We start from the raw sequence: 20,323 nt of genomic DNA, 5'->3' as shown, positions 1-20,323 counted from the left end.
CATCAAATTAACACACGAACGCCCGCGTACGAAATCGTCTTTCAAACAATTCTATCAAATTAGTGCGAACCGATGGCTGTTTTATACTCCGTGGCTCCCAAACATGACGTGTTAAAAAAAAATCTGTTAAAATAAACCCATTTTTTATGTCACTAAAATCAACAGGGCGGACAGTTCTTTGTACGAGAAATTGTGGTAAACGTAAAAGCTTCTCTCGCCAAGGATACCCAGCATCCTCGCATACAGCCCGTCCTGATTTTGGTGAAACATAATGAAGTCTTTCCCGACATCCTGTTGCAGCACAATGAGACAAATCAAGACCATAACCAAGTTCTTCAAGAAGCCGCATCTCAAAACGCACTAATAATTCAGCGTTCAAAAACGGCTCATCAAAATGCCGCATAAAAAGATGTAAAATATCATATAAAATAGGATGAGGATCACGCTCAGGAAGAAAACGTAAATAAAACGCTATTAACTGCAAAGCATAAAGAGCCTCTGGTAAAAGAATTAATCGTGCAGCATAGTGTTCAAGTGCTTCAATTCTGAATAGCCCTAAATGTTCGTCTAAACGCGCCCACCACTCAGCTTGGACAAAATTTCCAGGTTGAAGAACCGCAGCCATACGACGCGACCGCCCCCCCTTTACTACACCCATATAACGACCATGCTGACGCGTCATAATTTCAAGAATAACACTTGTTTCACCATGCTGACGCGTACCAAGAACAATCGCTGTTTCTTTCCATTTCATTTTATTTTAAAAAATCTAATCCCATTTCACGGTAACGTTCTGGATCGGTATCCCAATTGTCTCGTACTTTTACGAATAGAAAAAGATGAACCTTCTGATCCATGATTTCCATTAATTCCTTTCGCGCCGCTTGACCAATGGCTTTAATTGTATCGCCTTTGGCACCTAAAACAATTTTTTTCTGGCTATCACGCTCTACATAAATGACCTGATTAATTTTAACCGAACCATCTGAGCGCTCTTCCCAATTTTCTGTTTCAACTGTTGAAGAATAAGGGAGCTCATCATGAAGACGAAGAAAAAGTTTTTCACGCGTAATCTCAGCAGCAAGCTGACGCATAGGCATATCCGAAATCTGATCTTCTGGATAATACCATGGCCCCTTTTGCATCATTGTACTCAACGAATGAAGCAAATCCTTACAACCAGAACCATTCAATGCCGAAATCATAAATGTCTGCGAAAACTTTACGCGTTCATTAATTTTCGCAGTTAATGTTAAAAGGGATGATTTAGCAACTGTATCAATCTTATTAAGAACAAGAATCTTATCCTTTCTGATATTTTTTACAATATCTAACATCGCACAAACTTCATCTGACAGACCATTCTGAGCATCAATTAAAACTAAAAGAATATCAGCGTGCTTAGCGCCACCCCAAGCTGCAGATACCATAGCCCGCTCTAACCTCTTGTGAGGACAAAAAACACCTGGTGTATCAATCAGCACAATTTGTGTATCATCATGAATGACAATACCGCGGATTAAAGTTCGTGTCGTTTGCACCTTATGCGTTACAATTGAAACCTTCGTTCCCACTAACTGGTTAACCAATGTAGACTTACCAACATTAGGCATCCCAATGAGCACAACAAAACCAGAACGCGTTTCGATAACGTCATCCATGATCATTTTTTTCCATTTTTTCCCATATACCCTCTCGTCGTAAAATTTTTTCAGCTGCTATTCTTTCGGCATATCGTTTAGAACTACCCTCTCCAATTTCCGGCGCAAACCCCAAAATGCTTACCTCTACCATAAAGACAGGATCATGATCTGGACCAAAACGCTTTATAACCCGATATTGTGGTTGTACACCGCCTTGTAAATGTGCCCATTCCTGCAACTCTGTTTTGGCATCACGCCGACCAGCATCCATCTGCTTTGCTCGACTTTGCCAATATCTTCGAATAAAGGGCCGAACACTCTTCAATCCTCCATCAAGATACACAACAGCAATCAAAGCTTCAATCACATCGGCATGCATATTCGTGAGACGACGGCCCTTTAAGTTCCTCATCTCAAAACCAACATGGATCATATCAGGTAAACCCATTTCTAGCGCAATATCGGCACATGTCTGAGCATTTACCAAACCATTCAAACGTACCGATAATTCACCTTCACTTGCTTGTGGAAACAATTGATACAGCATTTCCGCAATTAAAAGCCCAAGAACGCGATCTCCTAGAAACTCTAATCGTTCATAATTTCCCTGTTCTGAATCATGTACACTGGAATGTGTTAAAGCTTTTTTTAATCTCTCTTCATCTTTAAAACGATGCCCTATTAGTCTTTCAAGCTGATCAATGACTAGACGATTCATCATTGATCCCCTGCTTAGTAAGCGGCAAATCATGAACAGTATTAATAAAAGAAAACAAACGATTCCAACGCACATCAAACGGCCAACGCCAAATCTGCCAAGCACTTGAACCATTACTGATAGAGAAAAAAATCAAACTTGCTCTACCAATAAGATTTTCCTCTGGAACATAACCGACATCCAAACGGCTATCGTCTGAATTGTCTCGGTTATCACCCATCATAAAATAATGCCCTAGTGGAACTTCAAAAACTTTTGTATCATCAACTTGCGGAATAAAAGCTAAATCAAGCGTATCGTAACTAACACCGTTAGCCATCGTCTCACGATAGACGTCAACAGGATATTGAACCTCTGTTATATCAGAATTATCAATTTTTCCCATAAAATGACGTGAAACAGCCTCATCATTGATATAAAGGACCCCTTGACGAACTTGTATACGATCACCTGGGAGACCAACAACGCGTTTTATATAATCAATATCCGGATTACTTGGTAAACGAAAAACAACAACATCTCCACGCTGAGGCTGAGAGGCCCAAATACGTCCTGAAAAAAGAGGGGGAGAAAATGGTATGGAAAAACGAGAATAACCATACGCATACTTAGAAACAAACAGATAATCTCCTACAAGCAAAGTAGGCCGCATTGAACCGGAAGGAATACTGAAAGGCTGAAAAAAAAGTGTGCGAATAAGCGCTGCTAAAAACAAAGCCTGTATCAAAACAAAAATAAATTCAAGAATTCCGCCTTTTTCTTCCTTTTTATGCATTTTCTCTTTCTGGATCATCACTGACTGCCTTCCCATCACAGATATAACTTTTTTTCATCATAATGTTCAAATAGCAAAAGTACAATCTCCCCAAATATCTATCCCCGTGGAAGTGCTTCGATAATAACAAATGCTTGCGCCCAAGGAAAATCATCCGTTATGCTGAGATGGATGACAGCATCGTAATGAGGAGGCAATAATTTTTGAAGCTGCATCTGCGCACGATTTGTTAATTTTATAATTGGTTTGCCAGACGGTAAATTGACTACCCCCATGTCTTTCCAATTGACACCGCAAGCGATTCCCGTGCCTAAAGCCTTAGCACATGCTTCTTTGGCAGCAAATCTTTTGGCGTAAGAAGAAGATTTTTTTTTAAGACTTTCAGATTTATTACGCTCAATATCCGTAAAAATACGTTGGATGAAACGGTCACCATAACGAACTAACATTCTTTCAATGCGTCTTACATCAATCAGATCATTTCCAAGACCAACAATCATAAAATATCACCCGAATTTTCTTTGCACAAACGTTTTTTTTTCATAATTTTTTGATGTCGCTTTTGTTGAAAACGGGAGATTGCTCTGTAAACACCTATATAAGATAAACCTCCAAAAATAGAACCTAACAGGATACCACCTAAGATCATTGGCCTCATGATTGAATCCCAAGCCCCCTTAAAAAGAAGAGGTACATTTGAAAGCGTCAAGCCATCAAACAGAGCGCGAACTTGAGAGAGAGAAATCTCATTCACATTGCTAAAAAGGGATAAACAGAAATAGCCTACTTTATAATCAGCCATAACAATCAGCAAAAATGTGAGTGGATTAGAAAAAATCGTCCCGATAATCGCTGCTGCAAAATTTCCACGCAAAACCCAAGAAAAAAATATTGCCAAAATAATATGCATCCCAAAAAGAGGCGAACAAGCTAGGAAAATGCCGATAGCAAACCCTAACGCTACCTTATGCGGCGTCGCTGATATACGCAAAATACGTTTACGTATGTAGGAAAATGAGCGTGAAAATGAACGACGTGGCCATAACCAAAGCCGAATACGCTTTACAAAATCTATTTGTTCTCGACGACGAAAAAGCATACGACTCTCAATATACATTTTGTGACAATGAAATAATCCATATCATTTCAATTAATTGCGCAAAGTTTTTGCATAAAAACAAAAAAAAATAAAGAAAATTAAATATTGCGACTTCCTGGCTTAATCGCTGGCAACACAGAAAGTTCAGCAGGGAGGGCATCACTCGCATAAGATGCTATCTCGTATTCAGCAAGTGCAATCAACGGAACTCCAACATCAACCTTACCACCAGAACGGTCAAGAATACACGCACTTGCTAACACATCTGCTCCTGCTGCAACCAGAGCCTCAACTGTCTCACGAATGGAAAGACCTGTTGTCACAATATCTTCAACAATTACAATCTGTGCTCCCTTCTTGATTTTAAAACGACGCAATTCAAATACACCATTTACACGCTCTACCCAAAGAGAAGGAATACCAAGATGACGTGAAGTTTCATACGAAGGAATAAGACCACCAATCGCAGGACCAACCACATAATCAATTTTTTCCTTGATAGATTTTTTGATTTTTACAGCCAACGCACGACACAATTTTTCTGTCAAGTCAGCATGCATGAACACTTTTGCTTTCTGCATATAAATAGCACTATGGCGGCCGGATGTTAAAATAAAATGCCCTTCCAGAATGGCATCTGCTTGTTTAAAAATATCAATCACATCTTGTGTATTCATCGCAAAATCTCTCTTTATCATCCATGAACCCGCCGTACAGTACTAACTGAACCGGCATCTTTTAACTGAGAAAAAATACGATTCAAATGTTTTAAATCCCAAACTTCTAAATCAATTATAATTTCTGTGAAATCTGGTGCTGTACGAATAAAAGATAAATTTTGAATATTGGCATCGTTAGCAGAAATCACTTGCGTAATTTCAGCCAAAGAACCAGGACTATTAACAGCCAAAATATTAATCCGAGCAGGAAAACGTTCACTCATTTGGGCATCTATATCCCAGCGGACATCAATCCAGCGTTCTGGCTGATCATCATATGCCATCAATGCCGAAGACTGTATCGGATAAATAACAATTCCCGCACCTGGTTGCATAATGCCAACAATCCGATCTCCTGGCACAGCTCCTTCAGGAGAAAAACGTACGGGAATATCTCCACGGGTTCCTCGAATAGGTAATGCTTTAGATCGATATTTTTCCTCTGAAGTTGCACTCTTTTCATTTTCTGGAACTTTGAAAATCATCCCCTGAGCATTTTCAATGTTGAACCAACCTTCTTCTCCAGGTCTAAAAGACGACTTCTGTACCACACGATGATCTTGATAATCAGGATAAACCGCTTTAATCACATCGCTAGAGGGTAATTCACCACGACCAACAGCTGCCAATACATCTTCCACATCTTTACGTGCTAAACGTGGCAAAACTTGCTTAAGAACATCTTTTGAAAATTGTTTTCCCATATACTCAAAAGCACGTTCGAGAATACGATATCCCAAACCCGAATATTGCTTACGCACCGCTGCACGAGTTGCTCGACGAATCGCTGAACGTGCTTTCCCAGTTACAACAAGAAACTCCCATGCCGCTGGCGGAACTTGAGCGTGTGAACGTATAATATCAACTTCATCACCATTTTTTAATTTAGTCATTAAAGGCATAATGCGACCATTGATTTTTACTCCTACACAAGAATCACCAATATCGGTATGGACTGCATAAGCAAAATCAATAGGTGTCGCACCTTTTGGAAACGCAATCAAGCGGCCTTTTGGAGTAAAACAAAAAACTTGATCTTGAAAAAGCTCAAGCTTTGTATGTTCTAAAAACTCTTCCGGATTATCTCCATCTGACAAAGATTGAATCGTTTGACGCAACCATGCATAAGCATTGGTTTCGTTTGATAACCTTGAAGCAGAATAATTGGATCCCTGATCTTTATAAATGGAATGTGCCGCAACACCATATTCAGCAATTTCATCCATAGCAGCAGTTCTAATCTGCAGTTCAACACGTTGTCTTGAAGGCCCCACAATCGTTGTATGAATGGAACGATAATCGTTCTGCTTTGGTATAGAAATATAATCTTTAAAACGACCAGGTACCATTGGCCACATCGTATGAATAACACCAAGAGCACGATAACAATCATTCACTGTCTCAACAATTACGCGAAATCCAAAAATATCGGATAATTGTTCAAAAGAGAGTGCCTTACTTTCCATTTTACGAAAGACGGAATAAGATTTTTTCTGGCGGCTTTTAACATCTGCTTTAATGCCATGCTCAAAAAAAAGTTTTGTCAATTCGTTTTCAATTGTGGAAAGCAAATCACGATTGCGTTTTGACAATTCAGAAAGGCGATTGGTAATCGTACGATAACCTTCTGGATTTAAATAAAAGAAAGAGAGATCTTCTAATTCCTCGCGCATATCCTGCATCCCCATACGACCAGCAAGCGGCGCATAAATATCCATTGTCTCTTCAGCAATGCGCCGACGCTTATCATCACGCATCACACCAAGAGTGCGCATGTTATGAAGACGATCAGCAAGTTTGACTAAAAGAACACGCACATCATCAGAAATAGCGATAAGAAGCTTACGGAGATTCTCTGCCTGTACTGCCTTCTTCGATACAAGATCAAGCTTATTAAGCTTTGTAAGACCTTCAACCAACTTACCAATTTCAGATCCGAAAAGTTGGTCAATTTCTGCTCGTGTAGCGTTCGTATCTTCAATCGTATCATGCAAAAGAGCAACAGCAATTGTCGCTTCATCCAACCGCATATCTGTCAAAATAGCCGCTACTTCTAAAGGATGAGAAAAATAAAGATCACCTGACGCACGCTTCTGATGAGCATGCTTACGCATCGCATAATCGTAGGCTTTATTTAACAAAGCGATATCTACGTCAGACTTGTAACGTTGAACACGCCCAACAAGCTCACACTGACGCATCATACGAGAATATCCTTTATTTTTTCACAAACCGTAACCCTTATTAAAAAAGAAAAGAAAAATAAGCACCATTACCTGACAACATATATCGGGTTTCTGCAATATAAATCGCCGCAATTTAGTAATCGTCGCTTTTCTCGGGAACCACCAAACCTTCGATACCTGCTAAAAGATCTTCTTCCGACATATAATCGAACGAACAGCTCTCTTCTTCTGATGATGTACCAAAAACACTTTCAGATTCACCTGAATGAGAAATATATTCATTGGCCATCTCTGGCTCATCCACTTCCACATGCTTCTGCAACGAATGAATAAGATCTTCTTTCAAATCAGCAGGAGATAATGTTTCTTCTGCTATTTCACGCAAAGCAACAACGGGATTTTTATCATTATCGCGATCAACCGTAATCTGCGCGCCCTGTGAAATCTGACGGGCTCGATGCCCCGCTAAAAGCACCAATTCAAAGCGGTTATCGACTTTATCAATACAATCTTCTACCGTTACGCGAGCCATTTATGCTTCTTTCCTAAAGATTTAAAAATTTTTATAGTGGTTATCGAGTATATACAATAATCAAAATAAAACACAAGAAAAACAACACAACCTTTAATATTTTTTTGCTCTAAGAGCTTATTGAAGAAAATTTTTGAAGCTTTATAAACAGTGCATAATCTATTCAAGCCAACTATCAATGCCATTCGAAAATAAAAGGTTCCAAGAGTACCGAATTCAAACAAAAAAAAGTACACGCACTTGAAAAAATACTCTCTCTAGAGCCTCTATGCTTTAAAGGAACATCAACCATTCTAAATTATTAAAAATCTTTCACAATACAACAATTCAATGTACACTATTTATGATAATATATTCATAAAATAAGGAATTTTATCCTATGAAACACCGTGTTCATAAACATCTTAAAATCACTAAAAGATTATCTTTCTTTGCAAAATAATCGGCAATGATTTTATGTTAACTATGTTATAAAGAGTCCGTTCATATTTATCATAGACTGTTTACAAAAATACGGGCCCTCATATAACCCATCATAACTTAAAAGATTTATAAAAATGATTGATTTCTGTCACCATGAATAGCCAATCAACATCCCTTTGCCCAGAACCGCCGCAAAATTGTAATTTATGTCCCCGCTTACACAAATTCATTGCCGATTGGCGTATAAAAGAACCAAACTGGTATAACGCACCGGTAAGTCCATTTTTTCCCTATAAAGGTGCAGCCACAACACGCCTTCTCATTGTCGGTCTTGCTCCTGGATTACGTGGAGCAAATCGAACTGGACGGCCGTTCACTGGTGATTATGCAGGACACTTACTTTATTCTACTTTAAAAAAGTTTGGTTTTGCCCAAGGCACCTTTGAAGAAAGAGCAGATGACAATCTTGAATTGATTGATGCAGCAATTGTTAACTCAGTTCGTTGCGTTCCACCAGAAAATAAACCCACCGGCACAGAAATAAACACGTGCCGATATTTCTTTTCACCGCTTTTAACAAATCTTCCCAAACTTAAAGCAGTCATCACCCTCGGTACCGTTGCTCACTCTTCAACACTACGCGCTCTCAATGTAAAAACCTTAGCACATCCTTTCGGACATGGCAAAATAAGTAACATCGGTAGATTGCGCATCTTTTCAAGTTATCACTGTTCACGCTATAACACCAACACAGGTCGCTTGACGGATGCTATGTTCCATCGGATTTTTGAAGCAGCAAAAATATATCTGGATCAATGCTAATTTTTTTTAGCAGCGCTATAAAAAAGATATACAAACCAATTTTGTCATCCATATCTTTTTAAAAGTCGTGCTTTTTCACGCCCCCAGTCACGTTTTTTTTCCGTTTCGCGCTTATCATGAAGCTTTTTCCCACGTGCCAAAGCAATCTCCAACTTAGCGCGCCCTCTTTCATTAAAATAAAGTTTGAGCGGAACAAGCGTCATTCCTTCACGAGAAGTCGCGTTAAAAAAACGCGCCATTTCACGTTTTGAAATTAATAATTTACGTAAACGACGCGGCTCATGGTTAAAACGATTAGCCTGTGTATATTCAGGAATATAGCTGTTAACCAACCATAACTCCCCATTTTCAAAGCTAGCATAACTTTCGGCAATATTCGCATGATTGGAACGCAAAGACTTCACTTCTGCCCCCTGAAGGACAAGACCAGCTTCAACATTATCAAGAATTTCAAAATTGAACCGGGCTTTGCGATTATCCGCAATTATTTTCCGAATTGGTGTGTTCCTTTTTTTGTTCATGGCTACATCAATGTCATTTACTCTTTAATAAGACCAGCATGATGCAGAGCCGCATCAATAACCTTCTTTGTAGTATCTGCTAATGAAACAATTGGTGAACGAACAATATTGCAACAAATTCCTAATTTTGCAGCAGCATATTTAATACCTGCAGGACTTGGCTCAATAAATACTGCTCGATTAAGAGGCATCAAAAGATCATTTAATTTTAGCGCTGTTTTATAATCACCACGAAAACAAGCAGCATGAAGCTCTGCACAAAGTTTTGGAGCAACATTAGACGAAACAGAAATACACCCCATACCCCCATGTGCATTAAAACCTAATGCTGTACAATCATCACCGGAAAGCTGTATAAAATCCTTACCACACTTTTCACGTTGTTCACTGACGCGCTCAATTTTGCTCGTTGCATCCTTAACACCAATGATATTTTTGAAATCGCGACAAAGATCGCTCATCGTTTCCGCAGCCATATCGATAATGGAACGACCGGGAATATTATAAATTATAATCGGAATAGAAATCGCTTTTGCAATGGAAGAAAAATGCGTATATAATCCCCTCTGATTAGGTCGGTTATAATAGGGTGTCACAACCAAAACTGCATCTGCACCTGCTTTTTCTGCATGCTGTGCAAGTTCTATAGCCTCACTTGTACTATTTGATCCTGCTCCAGCCACAACAGGAACACGTTTAGCAACCTGCTCAACACACAATTCTATAACCCGCTTATGCTCTTCATGACTTAAAGTTGGTGATTCACCCGTCGTACCAACAGGGCTGACACCATTAATACCTTGTGTAATCTGCCACTCAACAAAATTGCAAAATGCTTTCTCATCAATAGCGCCATTATCATCAAATGGTGTGATAAGCGCTGTCACAGCTCCCTTGAGCATGATAATCTCCCTATAATGTTCACTTTATTTTTATCGCCTTTGTAAATTACCAATGATAGAACATAGTCTTGCTCTATCATTGAAGCAAGATGAATTTCACTGAAGCCCTCTTAAGATTAGCATCTATCTCTTTCAATTCCTAACGTTCCCTTAAAATATCAGGCATACATTAACCCGTTTTTCACGCTTCTATTCTAGAAATTCTTGAGTGTTTCCAAAAAGCAAGGTGTCAAGGTCTTTTCTCTATGCGTGCATTTTCCGCCTCTCTTTTCGTATCAACATTTACTGCATTTATACCAGCAACAACAATTTTATTTTCAAACGCATGTGCACAAACACCCCTTTTGCACGGGAAAGCACCAATCCCTTTGGTGCGCCCGACCCCCTTTGTAATGAAAAAACAAACTCAGAAACCTCTTCAACAGTTTCATACGACAACGTACAGTACTCAAACTCTCACGCAACTTAAAGCCGGCCTAGATGCACTTTCAAAAAACAATATTGCAAAAACAATCAGCCTTCGTAATTCAATGGAAAAAAATAGCCTTGATCGCCATATTTTGACATGGGCAATCGGTATATCAAGCCAAGCCAATATCCCAAGCTCTGAAATATTCAATGCAATCAACGAACTCAAAGGATGGCCAGGCATAGCCACTATGCAACGCAATGCTGAACGTGCTTTTATCAATGAAACCAATTTTGCGCAGGTGATCATCCAAAAATTTGTTCATCATCCACCCCTCACAGCACAAGGTATGGCTATATTCGCTAAAGCGCTTATCGCAACTGGACAAACCACTCGTGCTCGACAAATTATCGCGCCATGGTGGCATAAAACGAAGCTCAATGCACAAGAAGAAAAGCTTGTACTTCAAAATGCAAGCGCTGCATTAAAGCCTATTGACCATCTAAAACGCATGCATTTTATGCTTTATACACATCGATTTGATTCAGCGGAGCGCGTTGCAAAATTAGCTCATGCTCAATCTCTTTTTAATGCTTTCGTTGCCGTCGAAAAAAATGATCCTAAAGCCGCACAAAAATTACGCACTGTAAAGCGATTATGGCAAAAAGATCCTCTCTTACAATTTGCTCAAATTCGTCATCTTCGCAAAACCGGACAATATAGTGCAGCCGCAACACTCATGATAAGCACACCAAGAGATGCATTACGTCTTATGGACCCACATGCATTGTGGAAAGAACGACGCGCCCTTTCTCGCGAAATGCTCGATTTAAACAAACCTAAAATTGCTTATCAACTCGTCGCAATACATACTGACATGACATCTTCATTGGCAGTCGATGCCGAATTTCATGCAGGATGGTATGCCCTACGGTTTCTTCATGATCCTCAATTGGCAATGCAGCATTTTTCACGCATTCCCCAATTATCTTCTGCACCTCTTTCCGCATCCCGTGGATACTATTGGATGGGACGAACAGCAGAAGTTTTAGGTGAACATAAAAATGCCCAGCATTATTTTCATCGTGCAGCCCATTTTAGTGCAACTTATTATGGTCAATTAGCAGCTTCACGACTTAATCAAAAAAAGCTCGAAGTCTCGTTTCCTAAACCAACAACCGCTGAGCGACAACATTTTAGCACACGAAAAGCTATTAAAGCAATTCAACGCCTTGAATCAGCCGGCTATACTGATTTTGCTAAAATTTTTTATAGAGAACTCGGAGAAACAATAGAAAGCCCTGGTGAATTAGCTCTTTTGGCTGTGATGGCAGAAAAAAATGGTGACTATTATACTAGCCTTAAAATTGGAAAAACTGCTGTTTTTCAAGGTAAAAATGTCGGTGCACTTTCCCACCCTCTCGGGGCTATACCACCCTCTGCCAATATTTCTACCGTAGGAAAAGCGCTTGTCTACGCCATTGCCCGCCAAGAAAGCGAATTTAATCCAACAGCCATATCAAAAGCGGGCGCACAAGGTATACTACAATTGCTGCCTACGACAGCAAAAGCACTTGCAAAGAAATACTCGATAGCATGGTCACCGAAAAAATTCAGCAGTGATGCCAGTTATAATGCTACATTAGGCGCCCACTTTCTAGGAGAACAGTTGGAACGTTTTAACGGATCCTACATATTGACTCTTATCGCTTATAATGCAGGCTCGCGTCGTGTCAGTGAATGGATACAACGTTACGGAGACCCTCGAGGTCAATCTCTTGATAAAGTCATCGATTGGATTGAGCGCATCCCCTATACAGAGACACGTAATTACGTTATGCGTGTCATGGAAAATTATGAAGTTTACAAAGCCAGACTTACAGGAATCACAGACATAAAAACTGACCTTGTTTCCGGCCGATGGAAGTAAATGTATTCCCATTGAAAAAATGGTTCATTCTGCCTCCTCCTTCATAAACCACAGAACTATAACAACCATAAAAATATGCAGTATATAAAGTTAAGATGAAAATTGTGCAAAAATCAACTAAAGATTAAGGACACTCTGATAATTTTGTTTACCTTTGATGCAGGTGGCGGAGGAAAATTGCCAACACGTTGAAGTGCCGCCATAGCTAAACGATCAAGCTCCGGATCACCAGCAGAAACCACAACGCGGCTAGAAAAAATACCCCCCTGCTCATGTATCCTAAATTCTAACTTCACCACTCCTTTTGCACGGCTGGTACGCTGTCCGACAACATATTCTTTTTGCCTTTCTAATTGCGCTTGTACCTTTGCCAACCATTGCATTAACAGTGCATCCTCAAGCGCTGCTGCATTACCTCTCTGACCGGTAGTAGACGAATGCTTTGCTTTTACCACAGCCCGCTTTACCACAGCCTTTGGCATCGGTATCGTTTTTTTAACGAGCGCTTTATGCTCTACTTTTTGAGGAAGAGCTTCTTCCAAAGGCTTCTGAACAGTAAAATCATCTTTTTCTACAATATGCTCAAACTCTTTCGGTTGTACTTCATCAACTGTTTCTAATATCTCTGACTCTTGTTCTGAAAAATCTGGCTGCAATATTTCTGGCTCTGTACGAACATTCGATAAATCTGTCTCAATATCTGAAAAATCTAAGTCAATATCCGAATATACAGTCTCTTGAGCAAAAGCCAGCATCATCGCCGATGAGCGCACACCATTACTTACACCAATACTTTGAAAATAAAACTGTGCACCCAATACTATATGCAGAAAGAACGCACCAACAAACGCACCAATCCAAAGAATTAATAATCGCCTCGTATTTGCAAAATTCATCGTTTCTTCTACCGTTATTCTAAGCTTAATACTGGTGTGCAACTTCATTAAAACAGGCTATTTTGAAATTGCAACTTTTTTCTTGACTGATTTTGTCATGTTTAATATGGTTTTCCGGTGATTTTGTACTGATGTCAAAATCATTATCTGTTTAGCTGGCGAATTTTGATCAGCGTCCAGCTTTTTGTATATGAATAAAATTTCAAGACAAAGAGGGGATATTAAAAAAGGTTATGATGTGTTATGCAAATAAGACGAAAAAATATCTATAAAAGCTGTGTAATTTTAAGTGCGTTATCGGTCTGTATACCTTCATTTGTTTTTGCGCAAAATAAAGAGCGGGGTGCTGTAACTGAACTCAACCCAATCGTTATTAAAGGGAAAAAGATAGAAGATGTTTCAGGTTCTGTAACCATTTTGACCAATCGTAAAACTGCTGAGGATATTAACGAAAAACAAATAAGTGATGTCCATGATGTTAGTCGTCTTGATCCGTCCGTAACTTACAGCACAGGAAAAAATAGTTTTGTCATTCGTGGTTTAGATGCAAATCGTGTCCTCACAACTATGGATGGTATCCCTCTTCCATGGTTCGATGATATATTGCGTGGGAACGGTGGTAACACAACATTTGACTTTGGTGCACTTTCCACATTTGATGTTATACAAGGATCCGATTCTAGTCTTTATGGATCTGGTGCACTGGGGGGAGTTGTTGCTTTACGTACCCTGAATCCAGAAGATCTCATTACTGAAGAAAAGAATTGGGGTAGCCTTGTAAAAGGTGGGTATCATTCTGTTGATAAAAGTTGGCGTGTAGATCAGGCTATTGCGCTGCGTAATCACCAAACATTTTTTCTTTTTCAAGGATCTCATGTAGAAGGTCATGAACGTAAGAATATGGGAACCGTAGACGGTTATGGAGAGCGTACACGTAAAAACCCTGCTCAGTTTGACCGAAATAATTTGCTCTTTAAAATTCATCAATACTTTAATGATAATCATCGACTTGGTTTTACCGCAGAGCGTTTTGATGATGATATCAACACGCATTCATTGGATGCTTCTAAAAGATATGCTCCAGGTTCCGTTTATGATAAAGACAAAAAACTTCGTGAACGCCTTTCTCTTTCTTATAACTATAACGGCAATGAAGATTCTGTTCTTGATGCATTTCATGGGCAAATGTATTGGCAAAGACAGTCAAATCGTTATATTATGACTGGATTTCGTGTTGCGGCCCCCAACGGGGATTATTTGAGAGACAATTTTTTACGTAACACTAATTATGGTTTCAATGCTGATGCTCTCAAAAAAGTTCATATTGGCACTGTAGATCATAAATTAAAGCTTGCTACTAATGTTTTGTCATCTAAATTTCATCATTATTTGTTAGGTAAAGATAATTGTCATGTGAAGGAATATGCACGGGGATGCCTCTTTGTGCCGGCTAACCGGTCAGATTCACCAGATACGAATGGTTACAATTTGGGTTTTGTTTTCGAAGATGAAATTGCCTTTGCTGATAACCGTTTCCGTGTAACACCTGGAGTTCGTTATGATTGGTATAAGTATGTCCCTCAGAAAACACCTTCTTATGAGAAAGCTCTGATTTCTGATAAATTCCCTCCAGAAAGAAGTGGTTCACGTTTTTCTCCCAAATTACGTATGGAGTGGGATGTTCGTAATCAAGTAACACTTTATGCTCAATGGGCTCAAGCTTTTCGTGCACCACGCATTTCAGAACTTTACGTCTCTTATATAAAACCCTCTGCCTATTATGTGAAAGGAGAGCCTAATCTTAAAGCAGAAACGAGCAATGGGTATGATGTTGGTGTACGATATGGAAATGAAAATTTCGGCGGTGCACTCAGTGCCTTTTTCAATCAATATAAGGACTTCATAGATACTGTGGATAAAGGGCCTTCAGAAGAATTCAGATTTTCGCGTCGTCATTATGCAAATCGTGCAAATGTGCGTATTTTTGGTGTTGAAACAAAAATGCACTGGGTTCTTAATAATGGTTTTCATGCCAATTTTGCCCTTGCTTATTCACAAGGAAAAGACCTTGATAAAAATGAATATCTTAACTCAATTCCAGCTTTAAAAGCAGTCATCGGAGTAGGGTATGCAAAAGAAATCTGGGGTGCAGATGTCGTGCTTACCTCATCTGCCAAACGTGATAAAGTTGCTGAGGATTCTGATTATCAAGAGATTCCTGGATACAAGATCGTTGATGTATCAGGTTGGTTGAAGCCATTCGGCGAAAAAGGCCTTGTTGTAAGAGCAGGTGTTTATAATCTGTTCAATGAAAAATATTGGGATATATCAGATCTTCCTTCCGGTAAGAGTACAACACCAAAGGATTATTTCAGCCAACCTGGTCGTAACTTTAAGGTTTCATTTGTGCAACGGTTTTAGTCACTTCCGTTAACCGTTAGATCAATAAAAGGATAAATTATTGTGTTTTTATTGTTCTTTGAGAAAAACAATTAAAACTGTTTTTGATTTATCGGTTTTCAGTTGTTCTGCTGTTTATAATGGCACCTTGTTTGTGGTGGGTTGAACCATTTTTAATGAATGGTTTAACCCGCTTTTAGCGAATGGTAAATTAAGTTAACGCTTGGATAAGTAACAGAAGGAAAATCCATGTCATACACAGCAGAGACAATTATTCGTTTGCATGAAGAAAAAAAGGAGATGCGTAACCGTGATTTTGCGGTCTCTATTGGCATATCTGAAGCAGAGCTTGTTGCAGCATATTGTACAATTGGAAAAGCTAAAAAATTACAAGCTGATATTACCACTCTCCTAGAAAATGCCCCTAAACTCGGAACAGTTATGGTATTGACACGCAACGAACATGCTGTTCATGAAATAACAGGGTGTTTTGAAAAGATTGTTCAGAGCCAACATGTTCCTCTGACACTCGGTGAAATTGACTTGCGTATTTTTCCCCAAAATTGGAAATTTGGTTTTGAGTATGACGTAACTATTCTCGGAAAACCTATGAAAAGTCTACAATTTTTTGATCAGTATGGTGTTGCTATCTTAAAAGTCTATTCTAAAGATACGACAAATATGAAAGAGTGGGATGGACTTGTTGGAAAATTGCTTCATGAAGATCAATCATCTGTTCTCGATATTCTTCCTGCTCCAACTTCAGCTCAATGTGATATTGCAAAAATAGATGTTGAAAAATTCCGAGATCGTTGGCGGCAAATGACTGATGTACATCAACTTCATGAGATTATTTCTGAATTTAAAATTAATAGACACGAGGCTGTGAGATATGCTGGTAATGAATTTGCGACTCAATTAAAAATAGAAGCTGTTGAAATGATGCTCAACCAAATCGCACAACAAGAAGTACCGATTATGTGCTTTGTTGGCAATAAGGGATGTATTCAAATTTTCAGTGGGCAAGTAAAAAACATTAAACAAACGGGTCTTTGGCTTAATGTTCTTGATCAAAAATTCCACTTGCACTTATTAGTTTCCGGAATTGATAATGTATGGCGTGTTTGTAAACCCACAAGTGATGGTTATGTCAACTCACTTGAAATTTTCGATAAACATGGTGAGATGATTATTCAATTCTTTGGTCTGCGAAAGGAAGGGCAAAAAGAACGTGAGGATTGGCGCTCTTTATTGAATAGTTTGCCTCTATACCCCAAAACAGCAGTAGCTTAAAAAGGGTGAAGCCAAACATGTTTACACCTCTTTTGCGTAGAATATCAAACATTTTTATTATTTGTGTACTGCTCTCTCTTATCCACTTTTCGAAACAAGTGATTGCTGAACCCACAAATCGTTTCCCTGAAAATGCTCGGATTGTCTCTATTGGTGGCTCACTTACAGAAATTGTCTATGCATTAGGGGGTCAAGATCAACTTATCGCTCGCGATAGTACAAGCGTCTATCCAGAGGAAGCTCTTAAGCTTCCTGTTCTTGGGTATATGCGCGCTCTCTCACCTGAGGGTGTTTTATCACTTGCTCCAGAGGGCATATTGCTTGTTGAAGGAAGTGGACCTCCTTCAACTCTTGATATTCTAAAAAAAACATCAATACCTATAGTGATCATACCAGAAGATTACTCCCGTGAAAATGTGATAGAAAAAATCCGCCTTGTTGGTAAAGCTATTAATCGAGAAATGCAGGCAACTGTATTAATTGAAAAAATAAATCGTGATTTCGTCAACAATGATGCGCTTTTGGAAAAAATAACCAAACCAAAGCGCGTTCTTTTTGTTTTATCAGTACAAAATGGACGTGTTATGGCATCTGGAACAGGGACAGCTGCCGATGGTATGATAAAACTTTCAGGTGGAATCAATGCCATTACCGATTATAAAGGATATAAGCTGCTCAATAACGAAGCGTTATTGAAATCAAATCCTGACGTTATTTTGCTTGTCAAGCATGGTAGAAAATATTCTAGCATTGATAAAATTTTAGCCATACCAGCAATTCAAGCAACAACTGCTGCAAAAAATCATGCTATTAAACAGATGGATGCCATGTATCTTTTGGGATTTGGTCCACGCACTGCAGATGCCTCAAAAGAGCTTATACATATGCTTTATGGTACAAATTAAAACGATAAGAGTTGATAGAAATGGTAGATAATCCATCCATGGTGCGTGCTCCTGAAACAGAAGAAAATAAAAAACTAAGCCGTACACGCTTGGGAAAAATTTTATTATTATGCTTAATAGTGTTCCTTACCTTTAGCATTTTTGGCGGGCTTTTACTTGGTGCATCAAGCGCTTCTTTCATTGATCTTTTTCGTGTAATGCTTACGCAAGACTTTTCGGTGAGTAGTAAGACACGTGATTATCTTATACTTATCGATATAAGGCTTCCCCGTCTTATCTTAGGAGTTTTGGTTGGAGCAGCGTTAGCTGTCTCTGGTGTTCTCATGCAGGGGCTTTTTCGTAACCCTCTTGCAGATCCAGGAATTGTCGGTGTATCAGCAGGTGCAGGTCTTGGAGCTATCTTAGCAATTGTTGTTGGTATTGCCTTTCCTTCTTCATTGGCACCTTTTCTAGAGCCCTACAAAGTTATCATAGGCGCTTTTTTTGGTGGACTTCTATCAACAACTATTCTTTATGCAATAGCAACGCGCAATAGTTGCACTTCTATTGCAACAATGCTTCTTGCAGGTATTGCTCTTGGTGCTCTAAGTAGTGCTGTTGTTGGAACATTAATTTTTATCGCAAATGACCAACAACTCCGTGATATTACCTTTTGGAATCTTGGCTCTTTAGCGGGTGCAACGTGGTTAAAAGTTTGGCTTATTTTTCCTTTTATCTGTGTTGGTCTTCTCTTTTCTCCTTTTTTATCACGAGCTCTTAATGCTCTTGCACTTGGAGAAGCTGTTGCTGGCCATATTGGTTTCCATATTCAACGGGTTAAAAACATTGCTATTCTCCTTGTTGCACTTATGTGTGGTAGTGCAGTTGCTATCAGTGGCGGCATTGGCTTTATTGGTATTGTTGTTCCACATATTTTGCGTCAGTTGATTGGTCCTGATCATCGCTATCTTATTCCCTGTTCTGCCCTCTTGGGAGCGGCATTACTCATTTTTGCAGATACGTTTGCGCGCTTAATTGTTGCCCCTGCGGAATTACCAATCGGAATTGTTACAGCACTCTTTGGGGCACCTTTTTTCCTTTGGATCCTTATATGCAAACGAGGAACAAATTTTTCATGATAAAAGCAGTCAATATCTGCGTTCAACGCGGAAAAAAACGAATTCTCAACCATGTTAATCTTCAAGCTAAAAGTGGTGCTCTTACTGTCATTATTGGTCCAAATGGATCTGGAAAAAGTACTTTTGTCAAAGCACTGAGTGGGGAAATTCCCTATAACGGAAAAATAACCTTAAATGGTCATGATGTTATCCAGACAAAAACGTATGAAATGGCAACAATGCGTGCAGTATTACCACAATCAACAACGCTAGCGTTTCCATTCTTAGTTCATGAAGTAGTGACACTTGGTGTTTCTGTAAACCAATTTACTCTCGCAAAAAGTGAATTGCAAAACCTTCCACAAAAGGCTTTAGAACGCGTCGGTCTTGCTGACTATAGTGATCGGTATTATCACCAATTATCAGGTGGGGAACAAGCTAGAGTACAACTTGCTCGTGTGCTTTGTCAAATCTGGAAACCTGTTTATAATAGTATCCCTCGTTGGATGATATTAGATGAGCCTATTGCTAACCTTGATATCCAACATCAGCTCATTGTTATGGATATTGCCAAAGATTTTGCCCGTTGTGGTGGTGGCGTTCTAGCTATTCTTCATGATCTCAATCTTGCTGCACATTACGCAGATAAAATGATATTGCTAAAACAGGGAGAAGTTTACTGCGAAGGAAGTACTTCTGCCGTTTTAACAACACAAAATTTGCGCGATGTTTATCATTGTTCCTTAACCGTTTCTGAATTGCCTAAGGCAGATATTCCTTTTATTTTGCCACAAACTGCATTTCCCCTATGAGATAATCTCATTCTACAAGTCTATTTGATTAAATCAAAAATTGAGATGTATGATAAATATTCAGATACATTCAAAAATTTCTTTATTTTAAAATTAATTCTTTCATATGAAATTGCAACATATACATTATAAATACATGAATTCTTTTTATCCTACATTAAAAATATTATAATTTTATATGCTCTAGAAAACATGTTAATAAAAAGATACACCTGTAGATAACACTGAGCAACACATCTAC

19 protein-coding genes are annotated in these 20,323 nt (G+C 39.0%); 7 read left to right on the top strand and 12 right to left on the bottom strand.

The window, feature by feature from the left end; translation table 11 throughout:
* Positions 1–7: 7 nt before the first annotated feature.
* From recO to rpoZ, 9 genes are all read right to left on the bottom strand, one after another.
* Positions 8–754: a DNA repair protein RecO gene (recO, locus tag MCQ_RS01480; RefSeq protein WP_006923112.1), complete on the bottom strand. Its 747-nt coding sequence runs from the start codon at positions 752–754 to the stop codon at positions 8–10.
* Between the two features lies 1 nt (position 755).
* Entirely contained in the window at positions 756–1,661 is a 906-nt protein-coding gene (gene era / locus MCQ_RS01475; protein ID WP_035007672.1) for a GTPase Era, read from the bottom strand.
* Complete coding sequence (gene rnc / locus MCQ_RS01470) at positions 1,654–2,361, bottom strand: ribonuclease III (RefSeq protein ID WP_006923110.1); 708 nt, start codon at positions 2,359–2,361, stop codon at positions 1,654–1,656. The genes era and rnc overlap by 8 nt, the downstream gene beginning before the upstream one ends.
* Positions 2,342–3,154, bottom strand: coding sequence for a signal peptidase I (gene lepB / locus MCQ_RS01465; protein ID WP_006923109.1), 813 nt, complete (start codon positions 3,152–3,154; stop codon positions 2,342–2,344). Before lepB ends, rnc begins: the two co-directional genes overlap by 20 nt.
* Before the next feature lie 80 nt (positions 3,155–3,234).
* On the bottom strand, positions 3,235–3,636 hold the full coding sequence (gene acpS / locus MCQ_RS01460) for a holo-ACP synthase (protein ID WP_006923108.1): 402 nt from the start codon (positions 3,634–3,636) through the stop codon (positions 3,235–3,237).
* On the bottom strand, positions 3,633–4,235 hold the full coding sequence (locus MCQ_RS01455; RefSeq protein ID WP_006923107.1) for a DUF2062 domain-containing protein: 603 nt from the start codon (positions 4,233–4,235) through the stop codon (positions 3,633–3,635). Before MCQ_RS01455 ends, acpS begins: the two co-directional genes overlap by 4 nt.
* Positions 4,236–4,333: 98 nt before the next feature.
* Positions 4,334–4,912 (bottom strand): orotate phosphoribosyltransferase, encoded by a 579-nt coding sequence (gene pyrE / locus MCQ_RS01450; RefSeq protein ID WP_006923106.1) that lies wholly within the window; start codon positions 4,910–4,912, stop codon positions 4,334–4,336.
* 17 nt (positions 4,913–4,929) lie between these two features.
* Entirely contained in the window at positions 4,930–7,158 is a 2,229-nt protein-coding gene (locus MCQ_RS01445; RefSeq protein WP_006923105.1) for a RelA/SpoT family protein, read from the bottom strand.
* 115 nt (positions 7,159–7,273) lie between these two features.
* The gene (gene rpoZ, locus MCQ_RS01440) at positions 7,274–7,672 is read right to left on the bottom strand and encodes a DNA-directed RNA polymerase subunit omega (protein WP_006923104.1); all 399 of its coding nucleotides are present in this window, start codon (positions 7,670–7,672) and stop codon (positions 7,274–7,276) included.
* A gap of 576 nt (positions 7,673–8,248) precedes the next feature.
* Here rpoZ and MCQ_RS01435 point away from each other — a divergent pair.
* The gene (locus MCQ_RS01435; RefSeq protein WP_006923103.1) at positions 8,249–8,917 is read left to right on the top strand and encodes a uracil-DNA glycosylase; all 669 of its coding nucleotides are present in this window, start codon (positions 8,249–8,251) and stop codon (positions 8,915–8,917) included.
* Positions 8,918–8,961: 44 nt separating this feature from the next.
* Here MCQ_RS01435 and smpB read toward each other — a convergent pair whose 3' ends face one another.
* Both smpB and dapA read right to left on the bottom strand, forming a co-directional pair.
* A complete protein-coding gene (gene smpB / locus MCQ_RS01430; protein WP_006923102.1) occupies positions 8,962–9,438 on the bottom strand; it encodes an SsrA-binding protein SmpB in 477 nt (158 codons plus the stop codon).
* A 17-nt stretch (positions 9,439–9,455) separates the two neighbouring features.
* A complete protein-coding gene (gene dapA / locus MCQ_RS01425; RefSeq protein WP_006923101.1) occupies positions 9,456–10,340 on the bottom strand; it encodes a 4-hydroxy-tetrahydrodipicolinate synthase in 885 nt (294 codons plus the stop codon).
* 245 nt (positions 10,341–10,585) lie between these two features.
* Here dapA and MCQ_RS01420 point away from each other — a divergent pair, with 245 nt between their 5' ends.
* Positions 10,586–12,679, top strand: a complete 2,094-nt coding sequence (locus MCQ_RS01420) for a lytic transglycosylase domain-containing protein (protein ID WP_006923100.1) — start codon at positions 10,586–10,588, stop codon at positions 12,677–12,679.
* 113 nt (positions 12,680–12,792) lie between these two features.
* Here the strand turns inward: MCQ_RS01420 and MCQ_RS01415 are convergent, their stop codons facing one another.
* The gene (locus MCQ_RS01415; protein ID WP_035007667.1) at positions 12,793–13,575 is read right to left on the bottom strand and encodes an energy transducer TonB family protein; all 783 of its coding nucleotides are present in this window, start codon (positions 13,573–13,575) and stop codon (positions 12,793–12,795) included.
* A 243-nt stretch (positions 13,576–13,818) separates the two neighbouring features.
* Here MCQ_RS01415 and MCQ_RS01410 point away from each other — a divergent pair, with 243 nt between their 5' ends.
* From MCQ_RS01410 to MCQ_RS01390, 5 genes are all read left to right on the top strand, one after another.
* Positions 13,819–15,996, top strand: coding sequence for a TonB-dependent hemoglobin/transferrin/lactoferrin family receptor (locus MCQ_RS01410; protein WP_006923098.1), 2,178 nt, complete (start codon positions 13,819–13,821; stop codon positions 15,994–15,996).
* Between the two features lie 228 nt (positions 15,997–16,224).
* On the top strand, positions 16,225–17,268 hold the full coding sequence (locus MCQ_RS01405; RefSeq protein WP_006923097.1) for a hemin-degrading factor: 1,044 nt from the start codon (positions 16,225–16,227) through the stop codon (positions 17,266–17,268).
* A 17-nt stretch (positions 17,269–17,285) separates the two neighbouring features.
* Positions 17,286–18,173 carry a heme/hemin ABC transporter substrate-binding protein gene (locus MCQ_RS01400; protein WP_006923096.1) on the top strand — a complete coding sequence of 296 codons (888 nt, stop codon included), beginning with the start codon at positions 17,286–17,288 and terminating at the stop codon, positions 18,171–18,173.
* A 20-nt stretch (positions 18,174–18,193) separates the two neighbouring features.
* The gene (locus MCQ_RS01395; protein ID WP_006923095.1) at positions 18,194–19,291 is read left to right on the top strand and encodes a FecCD family ABC transporter permease; all 1,098 of its coding nucleotides are present in this window, start codon (positions 18,194–18,196) and stop codon (positions 19,289–19,291) included.
* Positions 19,288–20,082: a heme ABC transporter ATP-binding protein gene (locus MCQ_RS01390; RefSeq protein ID WP_006923094.1), complete on the top strand. Its 795-nt coding sequence runs from the start codon at positions 19,288–19,290 to the stop codon at positions 20,080–20,082. Before MCQ_RS01395 ends, MCQ_RS01390 begins: the two co-directional genes overlap by 4 nt.
* The last annotated feature ends 241 nt before the right edge of the window (positions 20,083–20,323 follow it).

It is taken from the genome of Candidatus Bartonella washoeensis Sb944nv, from assembly GCF_000278135.1.
Taxonomy (GTDB): Bacteria; Pseudomonadota; Alphaproteobacteria; order Rhizobiales; family Rhizobiaceae; genus Bartonella; species Bartonella washoeensis.
The sequence above is the reverse complement of the archived record's forward strand: the minus strand, read 5'-3'. Positions and strand labels throughout refer to the sequence as shown.